The 1315-nt window shown below is 63.2% G+C and carries 1 protein-coding gene; it reads left to right on the forward strand.

Annotated elements, in window-relative coordinates:
• The first annotated feature begins 45 nt into the window (after positions 1-45).
• Complete coding sequence (locus NQ036_RS15375) at positions 46-1308, forward strand: IS30 family transposase (protein WP_257059997.1); 1263 nt, start codon at positions 46-48, stop codon at positions 1306-1308.
• Positions 1309-1315: the final 7 nt, after the last annotated feature.

Raw genomic sequence — 1315 nt, forward strand, 5'->3', positions numbered from 1 at the left:
GGCGGTCTCAAGGTGCTAGTGCAACACCCTTCCCAGGAGGGGCGTATGCCATACATCGCAGTGAACTACTCGAACCAGGAATGGTCCGAGGTGCTTAACGAGATCGTTCGGGGAATTCCTGTCGCCCGGATCGCGAAGGCCCGGTCCATGAGCCGTTCAACCGTCGGGAAATGGGCCAGACTAGCGGGTATGACAACAACGACCGGACGTACCGGAGGGGTCCAGAGAGTCGACCTGACCGACCCTCAGCCGGCTGCGGGTCGGTCCTATCATCGGTTGACACTGGCCGAGCGGACGTTCATCGAAACGGCGTTGAACGCCGAGGTGCCGTGGTCATTGCGCAAGATCGCCCGACACCTCGGTGTGAGCCCGTCGACGGTCTCCCGGGAGGTCCGCCGGCACAGTGTGGACCGCCCGGGACAACCACGGTGGCACACGCAGGGGCCCGCCAGGCTCTACCATGCGATGATGGGCCACTACGCGACGATGCGGTACCGTCATGCGGCCCGTGGCGGCAAGCTCGACGACCCTCTCATCCGGCATCTGGTCGTCGAGCGGCTCAACGCGCGGTATTCTCCGCAGCAGGTCGCGGGTAGGTTGAGGGTGGAGTTCCCCGATTGCCCGGAGGTGTGGGTGTCCCACGAGACGATCTACCAGGCCCTGTATGTGCAGGGCAAGGGGTCGCTGCGCCACGAGTTGAGTGTGGTCAAGGCGTTGCGGTCGGGGCGCACGGGCCGGGTTCCGCAGTCGAAGCTGCCGCGGCGGAGTAGTCGTCCGTGGTTGGCAGGGGCCCGTTTGTCGGATCGTCCGGCTGAGGTAGCCGATCGGGCGGTGCCGGGGCATTGGGAGGGTGATCTGGTTGTCGGGCCGGACTCCTCTGGGTTGGTGACTCTGGTGGAGCGGCAGACCCGGTTCGCGTTGATTGGCAGGCTCCCGGGTAGTCGGGAGTCTGCGACGGTGATTGATGTGATGCGTGGTCTTATCGAGGGACTGCCGGAGGCGTTGCGGCAGACGATCACATGGGATCAGGGTCAGGAGATGGCCCAGCACGCTGATTTCACTGTTGCCACCGGGTGTCGCCTGTTCTTCTGCGATCCTCATTCGCCGTGGCAGCGGGGTTCGAATGAGAATCTCAATGGGTTGATCCGGGATTTCTATCCCAAGGGCACGAATTTCAATCGGGTGACCGATCAGGAGGTCCTGCAGATGCAGGACCTCCTGAATGATCGTCCGCGGCGGACGCTTGAGTTCCGTACGCCTCGTGAGAGACTGGATGAACTTATCAGTGGTGTTGCACTAGCACCCTGAAACCGCC

Origin of the sequence: Brevibacterium sp. 91QC2O2 (assembly GCF_024580695.1) — a bacterium.
GTDB lineage: Bacteria > Actinomycetota > Actinomycetes > Actinomycetales > Brevibacteriaceae > Brevibacterium > Brevibacterium moorei.

Bases quoted from the DNA above. Each gene is read 5' to 3' on its own strand.
- NQ036_RS15375 (WP_257059997.1), top strand. From the start codon at position 46: ATGCCATACATCGCAGTGAACTACTCGAACCAGGAATGGTCCGAGGTG.